The 19,479-nt window shown below is 28.0% G+C and carries 19 protein-coding genes; 4 read left to right on the plus strand and 15 right to left on the minus strand.

Annotated features, from left to right (window positions below; all coding sequences use genetic code 11):
- Both Q3304_RS18200 and serS read right to left on the minus strand, forming a co-directional pair.
- A partial coding sequence (locus tag Q3304_RS18200) for a cupin domain-containing protein (protein ID WP_407815456.1) occupies window positions 1–365 on the minus strand: 365 nt, incomplete at its 3' end.
- A 187-nt stretch (window positions 366–552) separates the two neighbouring features.
- A complete protein-coding gene (serS, locus tag Q3304_RS18205) occupies window positions 553–1,824 on the minus strand; it encodes a serine--tRNA ligase (RefSeq protein WP_407814676.1) in 1,272 nt (423 codons plus the stop codon).
- A gap of 346 nt (window positions 1,825–2,170) precedes the next feature.
- Between serS and Q3304_RS18210 the strand changes: the two genes are divergently transcribed.
- A complete protein-coding gene (locus Q3304_RS18210; protein ID WP_054277425.1) occupies window positions 2,171–2,713 on the plus strand; it encodes a helix-turn-helix domain-containing protein in 543 nt (180 codons plus the stop codon).
- A 188-nt stretch (window positions 2,714–2,901) separates the two neighbouring features.
- Here Q3304_RS18210 and Q3304_RS18215 read toward each other — a convergent pair whose 3' ends face one another.
- Complete coding sequence (locus tag Q3304_RS18215; RefSeq protein WP_074179761.1) at window positions 2,902–4,506, minus strand: amidohydrolase; 1,605 nt, start codon at window positions 4,504–4,506, stop codon at window positions 2,902–2,904.
- Window positions 4,507–4,889: 383 nt separating this feature from the next.
- Between Q3304_RS18215 and Q3304_RS18220 the strand changes: the two genes are divergently transcribed.
- Window positions 4,890–5,816 carry a carbon-nitrogen hydrolase family protein gene (locus tag Q3304_RS18220; protein ID WP_054271424.1) on the plus strand — a complete coding sequence of 309 codons (927 nt, stop codon included), beginning with the start codon at window positions 4,890–4,892 and terminating at the stop codon, window positions 5,814–5,816.
- A 102-nt stretch (window positions 5,817–5,918) separates the two neighbouring features.
- Here the strand turns inward: Q3304_RS18220 and Q3304_RS18225 are convergent, their stop codons facing one another.
- Window positions 5,919–6,917, minus strand: a complete 999-nt coding sequence (locus tag Q3304_RS18225; protein ID WP_407814677.1) for a YhdH/YhfP family quinone oxidoreductase — start codon at window positions 6,915–6,917, stop codon at window positions 5,919–5,921.
- Between the two features lie 103 nt (window positions 6,918–7,020).
- On the opposite strand from Q3304_RS18225, the gene Q3304_RS18230 reads away from it, so the two are divergent.
- A complete protein-coding gene (locus Q3304_RS18230) occupies window positions 7,021–7,458 on the plus strand; it encodes a MarR family winged helix-turn-helix transcriptional regulator (RefSeq protein WP_407814678.1) in 438 nt (145 codons plus the stop codon).
- Between the two features lie 85 nt (window positions 7,459–7,543).
- The gene (gene rbr / locus Q3304_RS18235; protein WP_054277428.1) at window positions 7,544–8,131 is read left to right on the plus strand and encodes a rubrerythrin; all 588 of its coding nucleotides are present in this window, start codon (window positions 7,544–7,546) and stop codon (window positions 8,129–8,131) included.
- A gap of 222 nt (window positions 8,132–8,353) precedes the next feature.
- Here the strand turns inward: rbr and Q3304_RS18240 are convergent, their stop codons facing one another.
- From Q3304_RS18240 to Q3304_RS18290, 11 genes are all read right to left on the minus strand, one after another.
- Window positions 8,354–8,974: a YhbD family protein gene (locus Q3304_RS18240; protein WP_054271428.1), complete on the minus strand. Its 621-nt coding sequence runs from the start codon at window positions 8,972–8,974 to the stop codon at window positions 8,354–8,356.
- 7 nt (window positions 8,975–8,981) lie between these two features.
- Window positions 8,982–9,749, minus strand: a complete 768-nt coding sequence (locus Q3304_RS18245) for a polymer-forming cytoskeletal protein (protein WP_407814679.1) — start codon at window positions 9,747–9,749, stop codon at window positions 8,982–8,984.
- A gap of 40 nt (window positions 9,750–9,789) precedes the next feature.
- Window positions 9,790–10,611, minus strand: coding sequence for a polymer-forming cytoskeletal protein (locus tag Q3304_RS18250; protein ID WP_407814680.1), 822 nt, complete (start codon window positions 10,609–10,611; stop codon window positions 9,790–9,792).
- 300 nt (window positions 10,612–10,911) lie between these two features.
- Window positions 10,912–12,822 (minus strand): 2-aminoethylphosphonate--pyruvate transaminase, encoded by a 1,911-nt coding sequence (gene phnW, locus Q3304_RS18255; protein ID WP_407814681.1) that lies wholly within the window; start codon window positions 12,820–12,822, stop codon window positions 10,912–10,914.
- A gap of 173 nt (window positions 12,823–12,995) precedes the next feature.
- Window positions 12,996–13,781 carry a DeoR/GlpR family DNA-binding transcription regulator gene (locus Q3304_RS18260; RefSeq protein ID WP_407814682.1) on the minus strand — a complete coding sequence of 262 codons (786 nt, stop codon included), beginning with the start codon at window positions 13,779–13,781 and terminating at the stop codon, window positions 12,996–12,998.
- Between the two features lie 215 nt (window positions 13,782–13,996).
- Window positions 13,997–14,227: a D-alanine--poly(phosphoribitol) ligase subunit DltC gene (dltC, locus tag Q3304_RS18265; RefSeq protein WP_003422749.1), complete on the minus strand. Its 231-nt coding sequence runs from the start codon at window positions 14,225–14,227 to the stop codon at window positions 13,997–13,999.
- 18 nt (window positions 14,228–14,245) lie between these two features.
- A complete protein-coding gene (gene dltB, locus Q3304_RS18270; RefSeq protein ID WP_407814683.1) occupies window positions 14,246–15,394 on the minus strand; it encodes a D-alanyl-lipoteichoic acid biosynthesis protein DltB in 1,149 nt (382 codons plus the stop codon).
- A complete protein-coding gene (locus Q3304_RS18275) occupies window positions 15,394–16,908 on the minus strand; it encodes a D-alanine--poly(phosphoribitol) ligase (RefSeq protein WP_407814684.1) in 1,515 nt (504 codons plus the stop codon). The genes dltB and Q3304_RS18275 overlap by 1 nt, the downstream gene beginning before the upstream one ends.
- 120 nt (window positions 16,909–17,028) lie before the next feature.
- The gene (dltD, locus tag Q3304_RS18280) at window positions 17,029–18,219 is read right to left on the minus strand and encodes a D-alanyl-lipoteichoic acid biosynthesis protein DltD (protein ID WP_407814685.1); all 1,191 of its coding nucleotides are present in this window, start codon (window positions 18,217–18,219) and stop codon (window positions 17,029–17,031) included.
- Window positions 18,220–18,462: 243 nt separating this feature from the next.
- Window positions 18,463–18,996, minus strand: coding sequence for a hypothetical protein (locus tag Q3304_RS18285; protein ID WP_407814686.1), 534 nt, complete (start codon window positions 18,994–18,996; stop codon window positions 18,463–18,465).
- Between the two features lies 1 nt (window position 18,997).
- A complete protein-coding gene (locus Q3304_RS18290) occupies window positions 18,998–19,432 on the minus strand; it encodes a Gfo/Idh/MocA family protein (RefSeq protein WP_407814687.1) in 435 nt (144 codons plus the stop codon).
- Window positions 19,433–19,479 lie beyond the last annotated feature (47 nt).

Below are 19,479 nucleotides of genomic sequence, written 5' to 3' on the forward strand. Positions count from 1 at the left end.
GTTTTCTTTAGATATTTATTAGGATTAATATCTATGACTTCACTCTCTCCTGCATCATTTACATTATTTGAAACAATAAGTTCTTTTATTGGTCTATCGCCTGTATTTATAGTTTCATGTGTACTACCAGATTCTATATAAAAAATCATCCCTTGATAAAATGGCTTCCATACTCCATTTATGATATACAAACCTTCCCCCTCTAAAATATATATCATCTGTTCTTGACCATAATGAACATGGTTAAAATGTTTTTTACCTTGCATAGTTACTGCAATATATATATTCATAGCTTGTTTATGATTATTTTCATCATAAGTATGTTTCCATTCGATATATCCCCACTCTGTCTTTTGAATTTTCATAAAAGATTCCTTTCTACTTGTAAATTATTTATCTTTCAGTAAATTTAATAAATAAAAAAATGTACATACTCTTTCATATGATAGCTCACTATATCAATATTCATTAGTTTGTACACTTTTTTATATTTATTATTATTTTTTAATTTTTTCTAGTTTATTGTATTATTTAAAAGTACATAATTTACTCTTATTTAATAATAGAAACTCCCATATATGGTCTTAAAACATCAGGAACAACTACAGAACCATCCTCTTGTTGATAATTTTCTAATATAGCTGCAACACTTCTTCCAATAGCTAAACCAGAGCCATTTAATGTATGTGCATATTCAGCTTTAGAATCTTTATCTCTTTTAAATCTTATCCCTGCTCTTCTAGCTTGGAAATCTTCACAGTTTGAACAAGATGAAATCTCAACATATCTATTATAACTTGGCATCCAAACTTCTACATCATATTTAAAAGAAGCTGTAAATCCTAAATCACCTGTACATATCTTTACTACTCTATATGGTAATTTCAATAATTGTAACATATTCTCAGCATTGTTAGTAAGCTTTTCTAACTCATTATAAGATTCTTCTGGTGCTACTATTTTAACCATTTCTACTTTATTAAATTGATGTTGTCTTACCAATCCTCTTGTATCTCTTCCAGCAGAACCAGCTTCTGACCTAAAACATGGAGTATAAGCTGTATAATTTATTGGTAATTGTTCAAATTTAAGTATTTCATTCGCATGTATGTTGGTCAAAGGAACTTCTGATGTCGGAATTAAAAAATAGTCCAATCCCTCTATTTTAAACATATCTTCTTCAAACTTAGGTAGTTGACCTGTACCTAGAAAACTATTTCTATTTGCCATAAATGGTGGAATAATCTCTGTATATCCATTTACTGTTGTATTTGTGTCTAAATAAAAATTTAATAAGGCTCTTTCTAACCTAGCTCCTAATCCTCTATAAAGAGTAAATCTTGAACCTGTTATTTTACCTGCTGTTTCGAAGTCAAGTATACCTAGTTCTGTTCCAATTTCCCAATGTGCTTTAGATTTAAAGTCAAAATTAGTAGTATCTCCCCAAGTTCTTACTTCAATATTATCTTCATCAGTTTCACCTTGTGGCACTTCTGGATGGGGTACATTTGGTATTCTCATTAACAAATATTCCATCTTATCTTCTACTTCCTTGAGCTTTTGGTCTATAACTTTAATCTTATCAGATAAATCTTTTAACTTAGCCTTTTCATTTTCTACATCTTTACCTTCTTTTATAAGATTTGGCATATTTTTAGATGCTGTATTTAATTCATTTTTCATGACTTCAACTTCTTGAAGAATTTTTCTTCTTTCATCATCTAACTTAACTACTTCATCAAGACTAAAGGCTTTCTCACCCCTTCTTTCCATAGCTTTTTTTATACAATCTAAATTTTCTCTTATTCTTTTTATATCAAGCATTTTTTCCTCCTCAGTACTTAAGATTGGACGTTCTCTCTTAATCTCAAATAATTTTGATAATATATTTTCTGTCTGAGGTTAAGAAATATTTTTTATTTCATTTATTTAGTTATATTTTACTCACTTTTTTATATATTGTCAAATTATATTTAATTAAATTAATATAATTTAATTTTTGATTACTATCTCTATAGTTAACTTCATTATAATTATATCGATTTTGCTAATCAATTATCTATTTTGACTTTTTCTTTATCAATCTTATGTAATTATTCGCTTTCATATAAATTTTTTTACCTTATGATATAATTCTTTATAAATCATTTATTTTAATAGGAGGATTTAAATGAACAATTCAAATATAGGTAAGAAATTGACTTTATGTAGAAAAAAACAGAATCTCAGTATAAAAGACTTGTCTAAATTAATTAAAGTTACACCTTCATTAATAAGCCAAATAGAAAAAGGAAGTGTAAATCCATCCATAAGTTTTTTAAAATCAATTTCAAATGCTTTAAATGTACCATTAGTCAATTTTTTTATTCCTTCTATAGATAATCTGGAGCTAATTGTTAGAAATAATCAAAGAAGAATATTAATTCTGCCAGACTCAAAAGATATTTTATATGAAATGTTATCAAGCAATCCATTCAATGAATTTGAGTTTGCAATTATGAACTTAGCTCCTAAATCTTATTGTAAAGAAAAAAATGGACATGATGGAGATGAAGTAGCATATGTTCTTAAAGGAAGTGTTCAACTTAACTTGGAAGATGATGTATTCCAACTAAACGAAGGGGATAGTGTCAAAATTCCATTTGGCATGAGACATAAATGGGGAAATCCTAATGAAATTGAAAGTAAAGTAATATACATAATTGTTTCATAGACCATTATCTCACATACTACATAGATAACTCAATAAATTCATATTTATTTAAGAAGGTAGAATTAATAAGATTATACTGATAAATCTTCAACATAATAAATTGTTGATTTAACTACAATCTTATTTAGTTCTACCTATTTATTAATTAAGTCTATTTTTATATGGTAACAATCTCACATAATTTACATCTATTTTAAAGAATATAATACTTCTCCTTCTCTTATAGTCTTTAATACTTTAATATCTTTTATTTTCATAGGGTCGATTGTAAGTGGGTTTTCATCTATTATTATCAAATTAGCTAGTTTACCTTCTTTAATTGAACCTTTTTTATCTTCTTCAAAATATTGATATGCTGCATTTATAGTAACGCCCTTTAAAGCTTCTAATGGACTTATCTTTTCATTTTTTCCTATTTGCACACCTCTTTTCGTAATTCTATTAACAGCACACCATACTGTTTCAAACATATTAGGAGCTATTACTGGTGTATCCTGATGTAGAGTGTAAATTAAACCTTTTTCTATAGTTGTCTTAAGTGGGCTAATCTTAAATGCTCTATCTTCTCCAAGGTTTTTGATATGAATATCACCCCAATAGTATGTGTGAGCCACAAAGTATGAAGGTATCATACTTATTTTCTTCATATCATCGATTTGGTCTTCTCTTACTGTTTGAGCATGTATCATAACTGGTCTTACACCATTTTTATTATTTTTTTCTTCTAAGTTTAAAACTTTTTCAAATGAATCTATCAACTGGTCTGCTGCTGCATCTCCATTACAATGAGTTAAAAGTTGCATTTTTTCTTTTAGTGAAGTATTTATAAATTCCTCTACTTCTTCATTTTTATATATAGGATATCCACAATAATCATCATCTGAATTTTCATATGGTCTGGTTAACCAAGCTGTCTTACCTTGTGGAGAACCATCTAAAAATATCTTATATCCACCTATTTTAAATCTATCTGTATATTTCTTTACAAAATCTCTATTTGCATCTGCTATAGACTTACTTTTTTTCAAATCCACATATCCTACAATATCCATCTTTAATTTCTTTTGACCTGCCATAGCTTTTAGAAGATTAAACTGATTCTCTGCCATTAAACCTTCTTGAGCTGTTGTAATACCATAACTTAGATATATGTCCTGTGCTTTTTCAATTGATTTAAAAATCTCATCTGGTGATGGTTGTTTTATTTTAGATGATACATTAAAAAATGCATTTTCCTCTAAGTATCCATTTGGTTCTTTACTTCCTTCTATTCTACCAATATGTCCACCTTCAGGGTCCTGTGTTTCATGAGTAACACCAAGTTGCTTTAATCCTAGAGTGTTTGCAACTCCCATGTGACCAGAAGCATGTGAAATTAGTATTGGATTTTCTGAAGAGGCACTATCAAGTACATCTTTATCTGGATGCCTATTTTCTTCTACAAAATTATTATCATATGAAAATCCAATTATCCATTCACCTTTTTTTATGTTATTTTTCTCTTTGAAATCCTGTATTTTTTTTACTATATCTTTAAAGCTAGTTGCATCTTCTAAAGGAATTAATTTTAGCGTAGTAGCAAAAGCTATCAAATGGCTATGTGAATCAATAAAAGAAGGCATCAATGTCTTACCTTTTAAATCTATAATTTCTGTATCTTTATTTTTTAAAGCAAGTATTTCTTCTTTTGTTCCTATCTTTTTTATTATTTTATCTTTTATAAGAATAGCATCTCCACATATTGAATCTTCCATTGTGATGATATTTCCATTGTAATAAATTTTTTCTTTCATAAAATTCTCCTTAGGTTGTCTATTTTTATAAATTTTCTTTATTATTTTCTTTTTAATTATATTATGTTGTATTAAATTTGTTTCTTTAGACTTTATTCATTCAAAATTTTTGTTTTTAATTATTGTTCGCTAAGAAATAAATACTATTCATTATAAATAAAACAATTTAATGCGCTCTATATAGCTAAAAAAGGGGTTGTGAAATAGTGAAATTAAATATTTGAACTTGATTGTTTTTGCACAATTGTAATTTTTCAAATCATGATGTATCATTTTAAGTATACAGTTACATCATTATTCAGAATATAAATACTTTACTTATCAAAATCATTTGATGTAGTCTGTTCAAATCAATAAATTTAAATATTCTCAGGAGGTTTTTTATGAACAAAGAAAATAAAAACGTAAGAATAGCTGTTGTTCAGGCATCACCAATTATAATGGACTTAGAAAAAACAGTTGAAAAAGCATTGGGATTAATTAAAGAAGCTGGTAAAAAAGGGGCAAATATTGTAGTTTTTCCAGAAGCATTCATACCTGCATATCCAAGAGGTCTTTCATTTGGATTTGTTGTTGGAAGTAGAACGATGGAAGGTAGAGAAGATTGGAAAAGATACTATGATAATTCTGTGCCAGTTCCTAGCGCTACAACAGATTTATTAGGAAAAGCAGCTCAAGAAGCAGGAGTATACTTATCAATGGGTATAACAGAAAGAGATGGTAATGATATAAACTGTACTCTTTATTGTACAAACTTATTTTTCTCTCCAGAAGGTAAACTTATTGGTAAACACAGAAAACTTAAACCTACAGGAACAGAAAGATGTATTTGGGGCGAAGGAGATGGAAGTACCCTTACAGTAGTTGATACTCCATATGGAAAAATGGGGGGCTTGATTTGTTGGGAAAACTATATGCCATTAGCTAGAACAGCTCTTTATGCTAAAGGAGTAAAACTTTATATAGCTCCTACTGCAGACTCAAGAGAAGAATGGCAATCAACTATGAAACATATTGCTTTAGAAGGAAGATGTTATGTTATTGGATGTAATCAATATGTTGAAAAAAATATGTATCCAACTGACCTTAATTACTATAAAGAATTAGATGTAGAGCCAGAAATTATGTGTCCAGGAGGAAGCTGTATAGTTGACCCTTTTGGAAAATACGTAGCAGGGCCTATTTTCAATAAAGAAGAAATGTTAATAGCTGATTTAGACCTAGAAAAAATAGTTCTTAGCAGATTAGATTTTGACTCAGAAGGTCATTATTCAAGACCTGATGTGTTTGAATTAATTGTTCATGAATAATCCTTTACATAAAAATCAAAATGAGATACTCCTAAATAACTTTAAGGTATCTCATTTTTTCTTAATATTCTAAAATTATATTTATAAATTTAATTTGGCTATCTATATTTTTTCTAAATCAACTACTGTTCTTCCTACATGCTTTCCTGCCATTATTAAATCTATACTATTATTTAATTCCTCTAATGATACTACATTTACCATATCATCTAAATCATCTAATTTCCATTCATTAGATAATAAATCCCATATCTTTAATCTTACATTCATTGGGCATTCTACAGAATCTATACCATATAAAGTAACTCCCTTTAAGATAAATGGATACACTGAACTTGTAAACTCAATTCCACCTGCATTACCACAAGTTGTCACTGCTCCACAATAATTAGTTGTCTTTATTGCTGTTGATAAAGTATTACCTCCTACTGTATCTATTACTCCAGCCCATCTTGGTCTAAGTAGAGGTCTACCTGAGTTATCATCCACTTCTGACCTATGTATAACATCTTTAACACCTAAATTTAGCAATACATCTTTCTGTTCTTCTAATTTTCCTGTTGAAACTACAACTGAATAACCTAATTTAATCAATATTTTAGCTGCAATTACTGCAACTCCTCCAGTACCACCAGTAACTAATACATCTCCCATATCTTTATCTACAGAGTTTATAAATTTATATACAGATAAAGCTGCTGTAAATCCTGCTGTACCATAATCCATTGCTTCTTTCAATGAAAGGTCTTTTGGAAGTCTCACTACCCAGCTAGAAGGAACTCTTATATATTCTGAAAAACCACCAGAAGTATTCATACCTAAATCATAACCTGTTACTAAAACTTCATCTCCAACCTTAAAATCATCACAACTACTATATTCTACTATCCCAGATGCGTCAATTCCTGGTGTGTGTGGATATTTTCTAGTAACACCTTTATTTCCATTTGCAGAAAGTGCATCTTTGTAATTTAGAGAAGAAAATTTTACCTTTATTATAACTTCTCCTTCTGGTAATGAATCTATTTCTCTTTCAATTATATTTCTCTTAAAACCGCCTTCTTCTTCTGTAATATATAATGATTTAAATTTTTTATTCATAAATTTCCTCCCAATACAATTAGTTTTATGTTAAACTAATTATAGTTTATAAATAGTTTTATGTCAAACTAATTTAAATAAATTAAAGATTGGAGATTAATTTATGGAAGATAAATATATTATACATTTCATAAGTAAAACAAAGGCTAATATGGTTAAATTCATTGAAAATAAACTTAGTCAAAATGGTCTAGATGAATTAATACCTACTCATGGAAATATTTTAACTGCACTTTATGAAAACAATAGAATACTTACAATGAAGGAAATTGCAACTAAAATAGGAAAGGATAAGTCCACTGTCACAGTGTTGGTTAATAAACTCATAAATCTAGGATATATAGAAAGACAAAAATGTGCCAATGACAAGCGTATTACATATATAAAACTTACGAAAAAGGCATTACTTATAGAGGATACTTTTGACAGTATTTCAACACAAGTAAAAGACACTGCATACCATAATATTACAGAAAATGAAAAACAAGAATTTCTTAGAATTTTAAAAAAAATCAATGACAATTTTAAAAATGCTGACTAAACTTAGCATAATTATATCTTCTATTGGAATAATAAATAAAAAGAATTAAATATTGTAAAAATTTATTGTGATAGAGAGGTAGAATATGAATTTAAAAGATAGTAAAACTAAAGAAAATTTATTAAGAGCTTTCGCAGGAGAGAGTCAAGCTAGAAATAGATACAATATTTCTGCATCTGTAGCAAAAAAAGAAGGGTTGTATATAATAGAATCTTTATTTAATTATACTGCTGACCAAGAAAAATCACATGCAAAACAATTCTTTACTAAATTAAAAGAATTTTCTGGTGAAAACATAAGTATATCAGGAGCATATCCTGTAGATTTATACGACAAAACAGCACAACATCTTAAAGCTGCACAACATAATGAGCTTCAAGAATGGGATGATGTATATAAGAATTTTGGTAAAACAGCACGTGAAGAAGGATTTGAAGCTATAGCTAAATTATTTGAAAACATAGCTGAAATAGAAAAAGTTCATGGTGATAGATTTGGTAGGTATGCTACTGACTTAGAAGAAGGTACTTTATTCAGAAGAAATGAAGATATTCAATGGATATGTACAAATTGTGGACATATACATGTTGGTAAAGAAGCACCAAAGGCTTGTCCTGTATGTCTTCATCCACAAGGATATTTCTTAGATTTTAAAAACTCATTATTTGAATAGACTAAGATAATCATTGTATTTAAATAATCTATGATATTTATAGCAAACATTTTTATAAATACCATATTATCTTGATAACAATAAAATGAACCATAAATATTACTATAGATATAAAATATACTTTGAACATTTATAGTAATCCTTTATGGTTCATTTTATTATTCCTTCAAAACTATAATACATCGTCTAAATTTATATGAGATAATTAGATAGGATAACCTACTATGATAATCTTATACTAATATCATTTATTTCTTTCATCAAATCGATTTCAATAATTTTAACTACATCTTTTTCAAACCTTACTTTTTTATAATCTAAACATCCCACTACAAATGGAACTCCAAACTTTCTAAACAAATAAATTTTACCATTTTCATTGTATATTGCTGTAAAATTTTCTTCTATTATGTTCACTATTAATTTTAATTCTTCAAAGGTTATCGTTGATTTAACTAAAAATTTCTCTATTATATTCAATATAAGTAGTTCTTTTTTACCTATATTCTGTTCTTTCTTATATAAGTTTTGAAATATTTCTTTTGTGTAATTACATATTACTTCTTTACTGAGAATAAAATCAATATCGAACTCTTTATTAGTATCTTTTTTCATAAACATATTTGCAATATCATCAAGAGAAGTCTCTTCTTTCATAGATAATATTAGTTCTATTCTCTCTAGTATTTTATCTCTTGGAAAGAAAGTCTCTTGTCCTGTAAAAGCTGATTTTTTTATAAACCATTCCTCTGGTATAATATTCTTTCTCTTCCATCTATATAATTGCCCATAAGATATATTAGTTTTGCTCAGTAAATCTTTCTTAGATATTAATTCTTCCATAGTTTCTCTAGCCCACCTTTATACTGTTTTTTACAGTAGAATTATCTGAAACTGATAAATTATCACTGTATTCAATATTTCCAACATCACAATTATCTACTAAAGATATATTTTTCCCACGTATATCTTTTATTGATGCATCCTCTAATTCAATAGTATCTCCCTCTATCAAATCACATTTAAATTTTCCAGAAAAAATATTAATAATTTTAATCAATTGAAAAGCATTTTTACTTCTTCCTATTTGTATATTAGTTGCACCTATCTCCTTACAATAAGAGCCTCCTCCTGAATAAACATATATATTTTCTCCATTTAAAAGACCATCACATTTTATAGCTCCATATACCTTTATATCTTCACATTCTATATTTGCTTTATTTCTCATTTCACCATATATTTTTATATCTTGTGCATACATATTTTCATTTACACTTAATTGTCCTTTTATTGTAACATTATTACATTTCAGTTTGCCATCAACTTTCTGTTGAGCAGTTATAACCAAGTCATCTATTTCTGCATCTCCATCTATACTAAGTTGACCATTCACCCTTACACGTTCAGCTTTAAGATTGCCTCTTATAACAGCTTTTCCATTTACAACAAAGTTTTTTATATTTATATCACCTTCAAACTTTGAATCTCCAAACACTTTTACTTCATCACTTGTTATATTTCCTTTTGATTTAGCACTTCCCATGATTTTTATGCTTTCATATTCACCACTACTTATAAATCCTTCTCCAAGTATTTTTATAGACCCTTTTTCCATATTATTACCTCATTTTAAATTTTATTTTTAAAACTATTTATTACTTATCTTTCTTTAAGTTTACTGTCTCATTTATATTCTTTATTTCAGCAACTATTGAATCTTCATCAATCTCTATACTTTCACTGTACTCCAAACTTTCTATATAGCAACCTTTACCTACTTTAATATTTTTGCCTCTTACAACCTTGATTTCACTATTTTCTAAGCTTATTTCATCTGCCTCTATAATATTTGCAAATAACTTACTTTCTGTATATGTTCTAATTGATAATAGACCTAAACCTATTAAATTTGAAGATACTTTTTCAAAGTTTATAGGCTTTTTCTCCAACATACGAAACTTTTTACAATAGTCTCCATGACCTTTTTTTACATTTATCCTACTTGCTCCAACTTCATTAAAATTAGAAATTCCATTCAAACTAATATTAATTTCTTCACAGTTTAAAAATCCGTTACAATTTAAAATTCCACTTAAATTGATATTTTCACAATCTATATTCTCATTGGCCTTTAAATATCCTTTTCCATGAATAATATCCGACTTTATATTTCCTTCAACATTAATAATTCCGCCCGTATCAATTTCAATAGAATTAATATCTCCTGTACATCTAAGAAGTCCAGATATCTCCACTTTTGATGCCAATATATTTCCTTCTACTTTACTTAGACCTGATGTAAAAAATTCATTACATTCTGTTGTTCCAAGCACTTTTGCTGAACCAGAAGAATCAAATTTACTACATTTTATATTTCCTTCTATTTTTCCTGTTCCTGCTACATTAACACTATCAAAAATTCCACCTTTACACTTTCCAACTCCATTAAAGTTTAGTGAACTTAATCCTTCATTCATAATGATATCCTTTCCTTAATGTATTTTATCCTTGAAACTAATATAACAAAACATTGTTACGTTGTCAAGTATAATAATTATATTCAGTAAAACAACCTTCATTTAAGTTCTATTTTAATTTATATAAATAATAAAAAAAATAATAGGGAAAACACTCTATTCAAACTATAAATCTAAATTATTTAGATTTATGATTTAAGTGAGATACATCCCTATTATTCAATCTTTATATATATTTGTTATATAAACCTCTAAAATATTATTCTCTAAACTCTACAATAATTTACAATTCATCCTATTCTACATATTGATGAATTTTTCGATTACATCAGCCAATCTCTCCATATTAGTTGGATAAACTTCTCCTATACTACCTATTCTAAACGTGTCTATATCAGTCAATTTTCCTGGATAAATAACAAATCCATTCTCTTTTAAATACGTATAAAATTCCATAAATTCAAATTTTGCATTTTTAGGATATAAAAAAGTTGTTATTACAGGTGATTGGGCACCATCATTTACCAAAGTGTCAAAACCTAAAGATTTTAATCTTGATGCTATTGTAAACTGATTTTCTTTATATCTAGCATATCTTTTTTCAACAGAACCTTCTTCTTCTAACTCCAATAATGCTTGATAAAAAGCTCTTACAACATGTGTAGGTGAAGTAAATCTCCATTTACCATTATTCTTCTCCATAGTATCCCATTGTGCATACACATCAAGAGACAATGACTTAGCTATACCTTTACATTTAGCTAATTCTTCTTTATTAGCTATTATAAAACCAAATCCAGGTACTCCTTGTATACATTTATTAGAACTACTAACTAAAAAATCTATATTAAAGTCTTCAACATCAATCTCAATTCCTCCAAAACTACTCATAGCATCAACTATATAAATCTTATTATATTCTTTTGCAAGTTTTCCTACTTCTTGTATAGGATTTAATCTACCTGTAGTAGTTTCACAGTGAACCATTGATATATGTGTTATATCTTTATTTTCCTTCAATAAATTTTCTACTACATTTAAATCAACTGCCTCTACATCTTTAAATGTACAATCAATAAATTCTATATTTAAATAATTACATATATCTTTCATTCTCTTTCCGTATGCCCCATTTGCAATTACAAGAAGTTTACCATCTTCTGGAATAGTACTTCCTATTGTAGCCTCTACTGAGAAAGTTCCACTTCCTTGCATTAATACACTTGTGTACTTATCTGTATTTTTTGTTCCTAGAGATACTAATCTTCTTCTAACATCCTGCACTAAGTCATTATATTCAACATCCCAAGTACACCAGTCTTTTAGCATAGATGCTCTTACTGATTTAGTAGTAGATAGTGGTCCTGGTGTAAGCAATATGTAATCATTTTCTGGTACAAAGTCTGACTTAATAGTTTCATTTTCTATTTTTACTAAGACATCTTCTAATTGAGCCATAGTCTCTATTACAAAATGTGCACCTGCTTCTTTAAATTTCTTTAAAACTGCATCCATCTTAGCTTTTAGTTCTTCTTTATCCATGTTATCCACTTCTTCTTGTGTAAGTCCTAACTCACTTGAACCTTTTATTACAGCAACACTCCACATTCCTGCATTTACGCCTTCTTTTACATCACTGATTGTATCTCCCACTTTTACCATAGAACTCATAGGAGATACCCCTAGAGCTTCAGCATTTTTATAGCACATCCAAGGATATGGTCTTCCTTGAGATACTTCTGATGGAGTTACAAGAAAATCTGGTGAGTATCCTTTTTTTGCTGCGTTTGGTTCAACTATGTTCATCATTTCTCTTGTATAACCTGTTGTAGAACCTATTTTTAATCCATTCTTTCTTAATTTCTCAACAGTTTCGACAACATGAGGAATTGGAGTTGTATATTCTTCTAATGTTTCAAATAACATTGGCTCAAATTCAGCATAAAGCTTATTTACGTCTTCTTCAGTTGGTGCTTTGCCAAATTTTTCTGACCAAAGGTTTTTTATTCTATCCATTTCACACATTTCTCTTATATGGTCTATCTTTAATTTTCCCATAGGTTTTCTTGCTTCTTCCATTGTTACATCTATACCTCTTCTTTTAAATATCTCTATAAATACATTAAGAGGTGCAAAACATCCATAATCAACTGTTGTTCCAGCCCAATCAAATACTACTGCCTTTATTTTTTCTCCATATATCTTTTTCATATTTATAGCCTCCATAGATTCTTTTAGAATTTTTGTGTTTTTAATTGTTTTTACTTGGTTATACTTGTTTTTACTATTCCATATAAAAACTTCACAAAACTCCAAATTATAAGTTGAAATTTCCTTTTTAATATAAATCTATGAGCTAGTTACATTTTATAATTTTATTGTATTTATTTTGCTTCTATCCATGTTATGTTTATTTCATTTAATTTATCTCTCCATTCATTTGGAGGTTCTGTATCACAAATCACAAAATCCAATTCTTCTAACTCTGCTATCTTATACATACTGACAATTCCAATTTTGGAACTATCACACAATATAAAACTCTCTTTTGAATTTTTTATATATTCTCTTGACAATAATGCTTTATTTTGGTCTATACTGCTAATTCCAAAGCTATCAAGTATACCTTCGCTAGATATAAAGGCTTTATCCACATATAAGTTTCTCATAGTCTCTATTGACATTTGACATGCTGTTCTTTGATGCTTTAAATTTACTTTTCCCCCAATAAATATAACTTCCCCATCAAATAAACCTTGACTTTCATAGGAAATCAACTTTGATAGTACAGGATAAGAATTTGTAATAACCTTTAAATTTTTTACAGATACTATATAATCCACAATTTGTAAATTAGTAGTACCTTCATCTATGACAATTGATTCATTATCATTCACAAATTTAGATGCATATTTAGCAATACTCTGTTTTTTATCCAAATTAGTACTATTTCTCTTTATATGTGCTGGTTCAATCACCCCATAATTTATTTTTATAGCACCACCATAAACCTTTTTCAATTTATTTTCATTTTCTAACTCTTCTAAATACCTTCTTATTGTTTCTGATGATACCTCTAGTTTTTTTACTAACTCTTTTGTATTTACTTTACCTTTTGAATCTAATAATTTAAGTATTTCTTTTTTTCTATCTATTGAATTTAAAGACATCACTTTTCCTCCTAAATATGTATATTTTTCTCCTATAATATTACAATAATACCTACCTTTACAAAATTATTATTCCATGATACACATTTTCACTCAATTAAAGTTCAATTTAAAATAATGTATATTATAATAAAAAAAGTCCATCAAATATTAATATCAGATGGACTTTATAAAACTTTATTTTATAAATTAATATTTAAAACTTAATTATTAATTTATTTTCTTGTTTCCAAGAATTTTACTAAATTATTTACAGTAGACATATCTTTTCTCTCTAAATCAGTTGGCTGAAGTTCTATTCCTAGTCTATTTTCAATTTCAAGTAAAACTTCAATTATAGCTAATGAGTCTAAAAGCTCTGTCTCAAATAAGTTAAGGTCTAAATCTTCTCTTATCTCATCAGTCCCTAATACATCTTCAAATATTTCTATAACTGTTTCTTGCATAAATCTGCCTCCTTAAAATTAAGCTAAATAACCTGAGAATATCAGTAATCCAAAACATACAATGTGGAATGTAATGAAAATTTGAACTCTCTCGAACCATTTCTCTTTTTTATGTTTTTTATAAAACTTAGATTTTCTCTGATATATATCAGTCAAAACAAGTGCCAGCCCTTGATATACTCCATAAGCAACATAATACCATGTTAATCCATGCCAAAATCCCATCGTTATCATGGTTATCATCTGAGCTACATGAGCAGCAGTAGTTCTTTTCTTAAATCTTTTCTTTCTCATTGATGACATAACAAATCTTGAAAAAATATAATCTCCAAACCATCTTGAAAGACTTATATGCCATCTTGTCCAGAATTCCTTCATATCTTTACTTATAAATGGCTTATCAAAGTTTATTGGTACTTGTATTCCAAATATGTATCCTGCACCTATAGCAAACAAACTATACCCTGCAAAATCAAAGAATAGGTATAAACTGTATGCATACATGTAACTTAAAATATTTATAAAACTCATATCTTTAGGTATTCTGGATACCCAATATGTATTTATCAAAAATGCTATAACAAACTTATAACCTACACCCATAACAATATTTTTTATTCCAGGCAGTAAGTATTCTTCTAGATACTCTTTTCTAGATATTTGTTTTTCCAAATCTTGCTCAAAACGTCTTGACCTATCAATAGGACCAGAACTTAATGTTGGAAAAAATAGCATAAAATAAAGCATCTTTGAAATTTTAACTTCTTTTATAGCTCCATCATAAATTTCAATAACCATTTGTATAGTTCTGAAATTTAAGTATGATATTCCAATAAATCCAATTATCCCAAAAGAAGTAACTGGAGATATTTTATTTATTATTATTGGGAGCATTGATGCAAACAAGAATCCCCAATATATGTATTTATTTTTAGTTTTTCTTCTTACATATTCATATCCTTTAACTATTATAACTTCAAGAATAATAAATATTACTAGGTATTTTAGTTGGACATCTATCCCTACAATTAAGAATATCATAAATAAACTTGCCAACATACCATAATACTTTATATTCTTACCCATTAGACCTAAAATCACTGCTGGTATTGATGTTAATAATAATATATAAAGATAAAAATAATCTCCATACTGTGAAAAAATCATTAAATTTCCTCCATAAGTTTCTTTCTGTCTATTTTACCATTGATATTTGTTGGAAACTTAGAGATTATTGAAATATTTCTTGGAATCATATATGAAGGTATATATTTTCCCAATTCCTTTTTTATTATCATCCCATTTTTAATGTTACTTAAATCATTCTTTTCATTTAACTCAACAATACCTTTTAAGTAAGCAATTTTCTCATCCTTATATATTGGTAAAACTACTGCATTTTTTACATTATGTACTTTTCTTAAGTTATTCTCTATATCTTCTATTTCAATTCTAAATCCATTTAATTTTATTTGAAAATCTTTTCTCCCACAATAGTATATATTTCCATCTAGAAGATATCCCATATCTCCAGTTTTATAAGCTCTCCATTTTACACCATCTATTTCATCATAGAAGAATACTTCGTCAGTTTTTTCTTTATTATTAAAGTAACCTTTAGAAACTGATGGTCCAATTATTATAATCTCACCTTTTTCATTTTCTTCAAGCTCATTTCCATCTTCACCAAGTATTTTTATTTTACAGTTTGACATAGGATATCCAACTGGAAGACTTTTTTCATCATCTATGGCTTCTTTAGTCATATCATTTACACTTACACCAACAGTAGCTTCAGTTGGTCCATATCCATTGATGACTCTTGTATTTGGGAACCTACTCATAAGTTCCTTAGTAAGATTTTTTGAAAGTGCTTCTCCTATGAATATCATCGACTCAAGTTTAGGAAGCATTTTACTATTAAATTCTTTTTCTGTTATACATACACCTGCAAAAGAAGGAGTTGACACCCATACAGCTATATCTGACATGCTAAACTGTCTAAATAGCTCTTTATAATCTGCTAATACATCTTTTGATATTGAAAATAATGTCGCTCCATGAATAAGACCAGGATATATAGTTGTAACTGAAAGGTCAAAAGAATACGCTGCTTGATTCATTATTACTTTTTCACTTCCATCTATATTTAGATATGGACTTATCCAATCCGAAAAGCTATCTAAATTGTTTGAACTTATTTGAACCCCTTTTGGCTTTCCTGTACTTCCTGAAGTAAATAGTATATATGCATTTTCATCATCTTTTACCCAGTTTTCTTTATGTAATGATTTTCCTTGATATTCATTTATTATGTCATTTAGCTTGTTCATATCAATTACATTGATATCTCCAAAATCTTTTTCATCACTAAAATTAAATAATACCTTTGGTTTTATCTCTTTAGTAACTTCAAAAACTCTATCTATTGGAAAACTAATGTCAAGAGGTACATATGCTCTACCTGATTTTAAAGCTCCTATCATACACGCCATTATCATATTTTCTTTATTTCCATAAATCACTATTGGAGTATCTTCTTCTTTGTATACATCTTTTAGAAAAACTGATATAGCATCTGAATATTGATTTAAATCTTTATAAGAAAGTTTATTTCCATTACACATTAGTGCTATTCTATCTGTATTTGAATATTTTTTTATTCCTTCAATAATTTTCATATAAAAATGCTCCTTTAAAATCCGTTATAAATAAATGGCAATTCTTTAAATGGAGTAAATGTTAGTACTCCTATCGCCAATATTATAACCATAGTTAAACAAATACTAGTTACCAATTCTTTATTGCTCTTTAAATATTTTAAATAATCTCTCACAGACATCTACCCATCCTTTCGTACCAAGATGCATTACATCTCTTAAATAATATTTATCTGACCCTTTATCTTTAAGATTTAGAACTTCAAAACCCTTACTTTCTGCTATTTTTTGTGCTTTATCATAGTATTGGTCTCTTTCTTTTTCAGATATACCAGTCAAATCATAGAATTTACCCATACTTGGGATTAGTACAACAACTGGCTTAATATCTAAGTCAGTACAGACATTTAGCATAAGTTTATAACTGTCAAACTCTTTAGAAGTTAACAAGTCTACGTCTTTGTCTCTTCCTTTAAATTGTTCTATACCATCCTTAAAATGCATTTGATAATAATATTTATCAATATTTAATGGATTTTTACCAACTCTTTTTTTAGCATCTTCAATAGCTTTCTTTCTCTCATGTGACCAATTTATTGACCCTTTTCTTTTTCCTTTTCTTCTTTCATCTAGCCTAATTAATTTTTTATAAAGTATCCCTTTTTCTTTAAGAGCTATACAATACTTTCTTCCTTGAAAATAAGGCTCTAAAATCACCTTCTCAGCTTTTTCTGACAAGGTCTTAGGTTCATATAGCTTTGCATATAGTGCCTCTGCTTTATACTCGTCACTTCCCCACAATAGTTTGCTTGATTTTTTTGCATATTCAATCTTATTTTCTTTAGATATCTTTGGATTATCTAAAAATCTATAAAATTGTATTGGTGAAAATCTAGATTGATAATGATGGCTTGTTACCCCATCTTTCTCCATAAACCATTGCATAGAAACTAACAAGACAACTTTCTTATTATCAATATTAGGATTCATACTTCCTAATATTGCAGCATCTTGTAATGTCTGAGTATAGGCTCTCCCAATTGCAAACACCTTGTTTTTGCTCCTATCCGTATTAAAATAGTACTTCGGATGTTGTTTTGTTGAATTACCAAGTTCTGATGACCCCAAAATCATAATATCCTTTTCTCTTAAAAAATGATTATTTGCTATAACACCTTTGTCCTTTATATCACTTAAAGTATCATCCATAATTGGAAGTAGATTTTTCTCCCTCAAAAGTTCATCAGTTTTAGAATCAAGAAATTTGTCTAGCCCAAATAAAAATACTACGCCTATTATAAACGGAGTAATAAAGTATATCAATTTTCTCATATTTTCTCTCCTCTAAAAATATTCAAATTTATGTTATTATTAATAATATTAGTTTTGATGTATATATTCAACTACAAAATTGTAATAAAATCGCCAAAACTTTTTTTGATACTGTTACAAAATTGTAAAAAAAACAGAAAAAAAGTACTAAGAGAGAGTCTCTTCTTAGTACTTTTTTATACTTATAATTTGACATTTTAATACTTAAATATGTATACATTTTAACTTAATCTAAAATTAAATTTACTCAAAAGTATACCTTAATCCCCATTGTTTTCTTATCTCATCCATTAAGTTCATAACATCTACAGACAATTCTATAGTATCAGCTTTTATTTTATTCAAGATACAATTATTAATATATTCAATTTCATATTTTAAAGCTTTTTCTGTATATCCACATTCTATATTTTCAACTCTTCCATCATCTGTATAAGTTATTGTTGCTTTCGATGCTCTTGGGAAATTTTCTACAGTTATAAATCCTAATTCACCTGCAACAACACCTTTTTTAGGCATCTTCGCCCTCATAGTTAATGATATTACAGCCATCTCATCATTAGAATTTTTTAAAATTATTCCAGATTGTTCATCTACACCCGTTTCAAAGTTTTTAACAGTTGTTAAAATCTCATTTGGTTGAGTTGACATAAAGTATCTAGTAAATGAAAGTGCATATGTACCAATATCAAGTAATGCCCCTCCAGCTAAATCTTGACTAAAAAATCGATTATTAACATCGTACTCTTTACAACTTCCAAAAGATACTTGTATCATTTTAATTTTTCCCAAACTTCCAGACTCTACTATGTTTTAATTTTTTATATAAAGGCATGTAATAAATAGTCATTGCCTCTGCCACTATCAAATTTTTTTCGTTAGCTAAGGTTACAATCTCTCTTAGTTGACTTCCATTTACCGTTATAGCTTTTTCACAAAAAACATGTTTTCCATTTTCTAAACTTTTCATTATATATTCATAATGGTTACAATGTGGAGTAGATATATACACTACATCTATATCCTCATTCTTTAACATTTTATCATAATCATCATACACTTTTTCTATCCCAAACTTGTTTGCAAAATTCTCATCTCTTTCAATACTTCTTGAAGCAACTGCATACATGCTACAATTTAACTTATTCATAGCTTGTGCAAACTCTGAAGCAATAGCCCCAGGTCCCAATATAGCCCACTTTATATTATACATATACATCTCCTCACACTTTTATATATTATCAATACTTTACAATATAA

This window comes from Clostridioides sp. GD02377 (genome assembly GCF_045899875.1).
Classification (GTDB): Bacteria; Bacillota; Clostridia; order Peptostreptococcales; family Peptostreptococcaceae; genus Clostridioides; species Clostridioides difficile_A.